A 6,910-nucleotide genomic window follows, 5' to 3' on the forward strand; every position below is an offset into this window, starting at 1 on the left:
CGCCCGCCCCGCCGCAGCGTGACGGTCACCCCGTCGCCGTCCTGCTCGAACCCCTCGAACCTGACCCCCGTGCGCACCGGCACGCCCCGCGCCTCGACCGCCGCGAGCAGCGCCATCTGCAGCTCGCCCCGGTGGATGCTGTACTGGGGCCACCGGTAGCCGGCCGAGCGCCCGCGGGGCAGCGCCAGGATGACGTTGCCGTGCCGGTCGGCGAACGTCATGAAGCTCGTCTCCACCCCCAGCCCGGCCAGCACGCCGCCCAGCCCGAGCTCGGTCAGCTCGCGCACGGCGTGCGGCTGCAGGTTGATGCCCACCCCGAGCGGCCGCAGCGCGGCGGCGGCCTCCACGACCACGCACTCCAGCCCGGCCGCCCGCAGGCTGAGTGCCGCGCCGAGCCCCCCGATGCCGCCGCCCACGATCATCGTCTTCACGATGCCCCCATCGGATCGACCAGATCACCGGCCCCGCGAGGCCAACGGGGACTCTAGCCGACCAGTTGCTGGGCGGCGTGGTGCCAGGCCAGCACCCGGCGCTCGACGACCAGGAACACCTCGTTGAACAGGTATCCCAGCACCCCGAGCAGCACGATCGCCGCCCACATGGCAGGCAGGTCGAACGTCGAGTACGCGTCGGTGAGCTGGAACCCGATACCGCTCGTGGTGCCGGGCAGCAGCTCGGAGAACACCATGACGATCAGCGAGAGCGACAGCGCCAGCCGCAGGCCCGCGAACATCTTGGGCAGCGCCGACGGGATGATCACCCGGCGCAGGCGCTCGGCCCTCGACAGCCGGAACACCTGGCACGTCTGCAGGTGCAGCGGCTCGACCGAGCGGGCGCCGTCGGCGGTGTTGAGCAGCACCGGCCACACGATGCTGAACATGATGAACGCCAGCTGCATCTTCAGCCCGAACCCGAACAGCACCAGGAACACCGTCACCAGCGCGGGCGGCGGGATCGCCCGCAGGAACTGCAGCACCCCGTCGAGGTAGTCGTAGGCCCTGGCGGACAGCCCCAGCGCCAGCCCGAGCGCCACCCCGGCCAGCGCGCCCCCGGCGAACCCGCCGGCCATCCTGCCGAGGCTCGGCAGGATGTTGTCCACGGCCATGTCCGTCAGGAACAACCGGCCGGGCGGGCCGGAGAACCACATCGCGTGCATCCGCGTCACGATCGTGCTGGGCGGCGGGAAGAACGTGCTGCCGGCCACCCTGGTCGCCGTCTCCCAGGCGAGGACCAGCACGACCAGCACCAGCCACCGGAACGCCGCGCGCGCCAGGCCCCTCCCGCGCCGGACCGGGGCCCGCCGCGGCTCGCCGGGCGATGCGACGGCGGCTCTCGGGGCGAGGCGAGCCGAGGTCTTCATCCCTGTTCTCCCAATCGCGCGTGGTGCCAGCGGAACGCCCGGCGCTCGCCAGCGACCAGGAGGGCGTTCACCAGGACCCCGAACAGGCCCACCCAGAACACCCCCGCGAGGATGTCGGCCATCCGCGCGGGCACGGCGATGCCGGCGAAGAAGATGAACACGCCGATGCCCTCACCCCGGCCGGCCACGATCTCGGTGCTGACGGTCAGGATGAGCGCGACCCCCGCGGCCAGCCGGAACCCGGTCGTGATGAACGGCGCCGACGACGGCAGGGACACGCGCAGCAGCACGGACAGCGGGCCGAAGCCGTAGGAGCGCAGCGACTCCTTGGCCACGGGGTCGACGCCGCGCAGGCCGTACATCGTGTTGTAGAGGATGGGCCACAGGGAGGCGTAGACCACCAGCGTGACCCGCAGTTGCAGGCCCGTCCCGATCACCAGCGCCACCAGCGGGATCAGCGCCACGGACGGGATCGGCCGCAGGAACTCCACCACCGAGCGGGTGGCGGCGTCGATGACCGGCACGCTGCCGAGCAGCAGCCCGAGCGGCACCGCGAGCGCGGTCGCGAGCCCGAGTCCGATCGCCCAGGCGAGCAGGCTCGTCAGAGCGTGCGCGCGGAAGGCGGGGTCGGACACCAGCGTCATCGCCCGCCCCACGATCTCCGTGGCGGGCGGCAGGATCTCGGGATCGACCAGGCCGGTACGGCTGAGCAGCTCGATCAGCGCGGCGAAGGCGAAGACCCCCGCCGCCCGGCGTGACCAGCGCGTGGCGATGGCCGCCGGGCGGACGGGCGCCAGGCTCTGAGCGCTCACCCGGAGGTGGTGGGCGACATCAGCGACTTGACGTCGATCGCCTTCGTGAGCCACTTGGCCTCCAGCATCCAGTCGGCCACCCGCTGGAGGCGGACCGGATTGTCGTTGCTGGAGAAGTACGGGAAGGTGACGGTGGCCGCCGTGGCGGCGTCGATCTGGGTGAAGGTCGGCAGCACCTTGGCCACGACCTCACGGTTGTTCTCCATCAGCTTGGCCGCGTTGTGGATGGCCCGCTGGAAGGCCGCGGAGACCTTCGCGTTCTTGTCGTACCACTCCTGCGTGCTGACGTAGCCGGAGATGGGGAACTCCGCCGCGGGCCCGGACGCCGGGTCGAGGATCTTGCGGGCGCCCATCGACGAGGTGGCCGCGGTGACCATCGGCTCGCCCAGGTAGGCGGCGTCGATCTGGCCGCCCTTCCACGAGGACATGATGTTCTGGAACGTCACCGGGACGTATTTGATCGTGCCCGGATCGACGTTGTTGGCCTTGAGCACCTGGGTCAGCGCCAGCTCCTGGAAGTTGTGCAGGACGTTCACGTTGATCGTCTTGCCTTCGAGGTCCTTGGCCGTCTTGATGGGCGAGCCGGGCAGGGCCATGATGCTGAGCGAGTCGGGGGCTGCGCGAGAGCCCTCGGCCAGGATGCGCAGCTTCAGTGCCTGCTTGTCGTGTGCGGCGAACATGGACACGTAGTTGCCGAACATGGCGTCGATCTCGCCGTTCAGCAACATGGGGATGGCTTCCGGCGCGGCCTGGACGACCTGCGGAGTGACCTCCAGGCCCTCCTGCTCGAAGAGCTTCTGGTCGATGGCCACGTAGAGAGCGGCGCTGTCGATGGCCGGCAGAGTTGCGATCTTGAGCTTTGTCTTCTCCAGACCGCCGCTCGCGGATGCGGACGGCGGATTGCTGGCGGTCGTGGTGCCGCCGTTGCTGCACGCCGCGGCGCCGAGTGTCAAAGCGAACCCGATGATGGCGGCCCTGGCGGAACGGCCAAGCCTCATGTCAGGGACTCCCTTCAGATGGAGCCAGGGGGGGACCGGGTGGCTTCTGCTCCCGGGGGCTGTGTGCCTGACGCACAACAGGGCTCGACCGTAGCACCAAATTGCCGGTCTTTATCGCGAAGCTCACACTTGTGGTTGCAATGTCGGGTTGCCGCTATATCGTGAAAATTTGACGACCGGTAAGAATCCTAATGTTTGTCCGTTTTGTGAAAGGAGGTGGCGAGCGGGACTTCAGTTACTGATGAGGCAAAGTCATTTGATCTTTTCCGCGGGTCCGGAAGCGGCACGTGGAACGGCCTGTCATTGCCTGTTTCGCCAGATAGAACGTCATGTATTGATTCTGTTGAATTTTCTGGACAATCAGGGATAAACACCTCATCGGGGCACTAGTGGTGGTTGGCCCTCGCCAACCCCTGTGCTCAAATGACGCTTATCTCGATGTACATATTGCCCCACGTGCATTTACCTGCATGGTCACCGAGAATTCCCCTCCGGGGCGAGAGGTTGCGAAGGCAAGTGAGAACGCAGAGCGCTGAAGCTTCCGCTGACCGCGAGCCGCACGGGCATCAGAAGCAAAAGCTGTCGAAACCTACCTCCAACAGGTTCGGGCTCGGCAACTGGCACGTGCGATCGCGTCTTGTCGCGCTGATCGTCGTTCCCACGGCCGTGGCCGTGGGTCTGGGCGGGCTGAACGTGATCACCTCGCTCAGCGACGCCAACACGTACCAGACCCTTCGTGAGGTCGCCGAGCTGAGCGAACAGCTCGGGGCCGTCACGCACGAGCTGTCCTTCGAACGCGACGAGACCGCCCTCTACATCGCCCAGGGCCGGCCCGAGAGCCGCGAGGCCCAGCTGCGCACCACCTACAGCGGGGTGAACGGCCTCATCGACGAGGCCAAGCAGCGGGCGCAGGCGCTCACCGACACGCATCCGGAAGCCATACGACCAGTGCTGCGGCGCCTGGAGGAGATCCCGACGCTGCGCGAGACGGCGGTCAACGGGAAGATCCAGCCGCTGCCCATGATCCAGAAGTACTCGCAGATCATCGCGACCCTGCTGCAGTTCCACGACCAGGTCGGCCAGGTCGCGGTGGACGATCAGGTCTCGCACAGTGCCAGCTCCATGGCCGCGATCGCGCGGGCCAAGGAGCAGGCGTCCAAGCAGCGCGGCATCCTGGCCAGCGCGCTGGACAACAAGGGCTTCGACAGCGGCGAGCTCGACGCGCTCACCGACGCCAAGTCGCGTGAGGAGAGCGAGGAGACGCTGTTCGGCACCCTGGCCAACCTCGACCAGCTGGAGCTCTATCGCAACACGGTCGTGGGCAGGGACGTCGACCAGACCGACCTGTTCCGGCTGCGGGCCATGGCGCAGGCCGCCGAGGCCAAGGAGCTGAGCATCGGCCTGCGGCCCGACAGGGACGTGGCCACGTGGTTCGACGTCAGCACCGGCAAGATCGACGCGCTGCGCAGCGTGGAGAAGGACCTGTCCTCCTCCGTCATCCTGCGGGCCAGGGCCCTGGAGGAGGGCGCCAACCGCTCGGCGCTGATCTCCGGCGGCCTCATCCTGCTGCTGTTGCTGGTGGTCCTCGCGATCATCTCGCTCATCGCCCGCTCGCTCATCAGGCCGCTGCGCAAGCTGCGCGGCGAGGCGCTCGACATCGCGGGCAACCGGCTGCCGGAGACCGTGCGGCAGCTCCGCGAGAGCGGCGACGGCACGGTCGGCCCCGTGATCCCGATCGGCGTGGACACGCACGACGAGATCGGCGAGGTCGCGCGGGCGTTCGACGAGGTGCACCGTGAGGCGGTGCGGCTGGCGGGTGAGGAGTCGCGGCTGCGCAGCAATGTGAATGCGATGTTCGTGAACCTGTCGCGGCGTAGTCAGACGCTGGTTGAGCGGCAGATCACCTTGATCGACGGGCTGGAGCAGGGCGAGCAGGACGAACTGCGGCTCGGGAACCTGTTCAAGCTGGACCATCTGGCCACGCGTATGCGGCGTAACAGTGAGAACCTGCTGGTGCTGGCGGGTCAGGATCCGCCGCGGCGGTGGAGCCAGCCGGTCAAGCTGGTGGACGTGGCGCGGGCCTCGCTGTCGGAGGTCGAGAACTACGAGCGCGTGGTGCTCCAGGTGCCCGACGGCGTCTCGGTGGCCGGCCAGGCCGTCAACGACGTCATCCACCTGCTCGCCGAAGTGGTCGAGAACGCGCTGTCGTTCTCACCGCGCGAGACCAGGGTGACGGTGTCGGGCAGCCGGATCGACGGCGGCGGCGTGATGCTGTCGATCACCGACTCCGGCATCGGCATGACCCAGGAAGAGCTGGTGCAGGCCAACGAGCGGCTGACGGACGCGCCCTCCGTGGACGTGTCGGTGTCGCGCCGCATGGGCCTGTTCGTGGTCGCCAGGCTGGCCCACCGCCACGGCATCCGGGTGCAGTTACGCCCGCACAGCTCGGGCGGCCTGACCGCCATGGTGCTCATCCCGGAGAACATGCTCGGCTCGCAGGCGCCCACCTTCTCCGGCACGCCCTCCTTCTCCGGCACCCCGTCGTTCTCCGGCCCCTCGCCGGTGACCGGCGCCCAGCCGCCCGCCTTCGCCGGCGCGGGCGGTGGACCCAAGGACGAGCCGTACTCGGGGCCGCACAGCGCGCCGCCGGCCACCGACTGGCCGGCTGCTCCGCCACCGGCCGCGGACTGGCCGCAGACCGGTACGCCGGCCGGCGACTGGCCCCAGCCCACCTACCAGATGGGCCCGGCCCATCCGTCCTTCCCCTCCAACCCTGAGGCCGGCGGCAACTGGCCGTCCCTGCCCCAGTGGGGGCCGTCCGACAACAACGGCTGGCCCGTCGACCCCCGCGACAACAACGGCCGGGCCCACGACCTGCGCGCGGGTGGCAACGACAACCCCGACGTCTGGGTGCCGCCACGCGGACCCGCCTGGAACGGCGATCGCGGCCTGCCCAAGCGCCCCACGCCCGACCAGCCGGGCAACTGGGGCTACGACGGGATGCCGCCGCCGCAGCGGCCGGGCCTGGGCTTCCCCGAGACCGACTCCGGGAGCCCTGGAGCGATCCCGTCCGCGGCGCCCGCCTCGGCGGGAGACGAGTACCTGCCCATCTTCGCCGCGGTCGAGTCCGCCTGGTTCGGGCGCAACGAGAACGGCGCGAGCTGGGGCTCCTCCAAGGCGGACGAGGGCTGGAGCGCGGCCGAGGCCGTGGTGGAGCCGGTACGTGACGGTTCGACGGCGGCCGGGCTGCCCAAGCGGGTGCCCAAGGCCAACCTCGTGCCGGGTTCGGCGGACACGTCGTCGTCGCCGAAGGGCGTGACACCGATGCCGTCGGTGTCACCGGACCGGATCCGTAACCGGCTATCGAGCTTCCAGCAGGGCTTCCGGGCAGCGCGTGATGACATCACCGAGGGCAAGGCATTTCCCTCCAGCCCGAGGAACAACGACAGGGAGGAGGGCGCATGAGCGAGCGACCAGTCATGTCGTTCATGCGACCGTCGAAGGAGGGCGCATGAACGACCTGAGCCACGCGGCACGCGGCGTCGACTGGCTGATCACCGACTTCGTCGGCACGGTCCCAGGTGTCGCGCACGCGGTGGTCGTGTCATCCGACGGGTTGCCGTTGGCGGCTTCGTCGGGTTTTCCGGCTGATCGGGCTGATCAGCTGGCTGCGATCGCGTCGGGGTTGGTGAGTTTGACGCAGGGTGCGGCCAGGGTGTTCGAGGGTGGTGCGGTCAATC

General features: G+C 69.2%; 6 protein-coding genes. 2 read left to right on the forward strand and 4 right to left on the reverse strand.

The features are described 5' to 3' along the window. From ETD85_RS58935 to ETD85_RS58950, 4 genes are all read right to left on the reverse strand, one after another. Positions 1-422 (reverse strand): FAD-dependent monooxygenase (locus ETD85_RS58935; RefSeq protein WP_206059572.1); only part of this gene is annotated, 422 nt, incomplete at its 3' end. A gap of 62 nt (positions 423-484) precedes the next feature. After that, positions 485-1,360 carry an ABC transporter permease gene (locus tag ETD85_RS58940; protein WP_138698529.1) on the reverse strand — a complete coding sequence of 292 codons (876 nt, stop codon included), beginning with the start codon at positions 1,358-1,360 and terminating at the stop codon, positions 485-487. Beyond that, on the reverse strand, positions 1,357-2,172 hold the full coding sequence (locus ETD85_RS58945; protein ID WP_240780121.1) for an ABC transporter permease: 816 nt from the start codon (positions 2,170-2,172) through the stop codon (positions 1,357-1,359). The genes ETD85_RS58940 and ETD85_RS58945 overlap by 4 nt, the downstream gene beginning before the upstream one ends. Further along, positions 2,169-3,170, reverse strand: a complete 1,002-nt coding sequence (locus ETD85_RS58950; RefSeq protein WP_138698530.1) for an ABC transporter substrate-binding protein — start codon at positions 3,168-3,170, stop codon at positions 2,169-2,171. Before ETD85_RS58950 ends, ETD85_RS58945 begins: the two co-directional genes overlap by 4 nt. A 624-nt stretch (positions 3,171-3,794) precedes the next feature. Here ETD85_RS58950 and ETD85_RS58955 point away from each other — a divergent pair. Together ETD85_RS58955 and ETD85_RS58960 are read left to right on the forward strand one after the other, a co-directional pair. After that, positions 3,795-6,635: a sensor histidine kinase gene (locus tag ETD85_RS58955; protein ID WP_170247439.1), complete on the forward strand. Its 2,841-nt coding sequence runs from the start codon at positions 3,795-3,797 to the stop codon at positions 6,633-6,635. 46 nt (positions 6,636-6,681) lie between these two features. Continuing rightward, positions 6,682-6,910 (forward strand): roadblock/LC7 domain-containing protein (locus ETD85_RS58960; RefSeq protein ID WP_138698532.1); only part of this gene is annotated, 229 nt, incomplete at its 3' end.

The sequence above is a fragment of the Nonomuraea zeae genome, assembly GCF_005889725.1.
Classification (GTDB): domain Bacteria; phylum Actinomycetota; class Actinomycetes; order Streptosporangiales; family Streptosporangiaceae; genus Nonomuraea; species Nonomuraea zeae.

Excerpts from the sequence above, each read along its gene's own strand:
- ETD85_RS58940 (WP_138698529.1), bottom strand. The coding sequence starts at position 1,360 with ATGAAGACCTCGGCTCGCCTCGCCCCGAGAGCCGCCGTCGCATCGCCC.
- ETD85_RS58950 (WP_138698530.1), bottom strand. The coding sequence starts at position 3,170 with ATGAGGCTTGGCCGTTCCGCCAGGGCCGCCATCATCGGGTTCGCTTTG.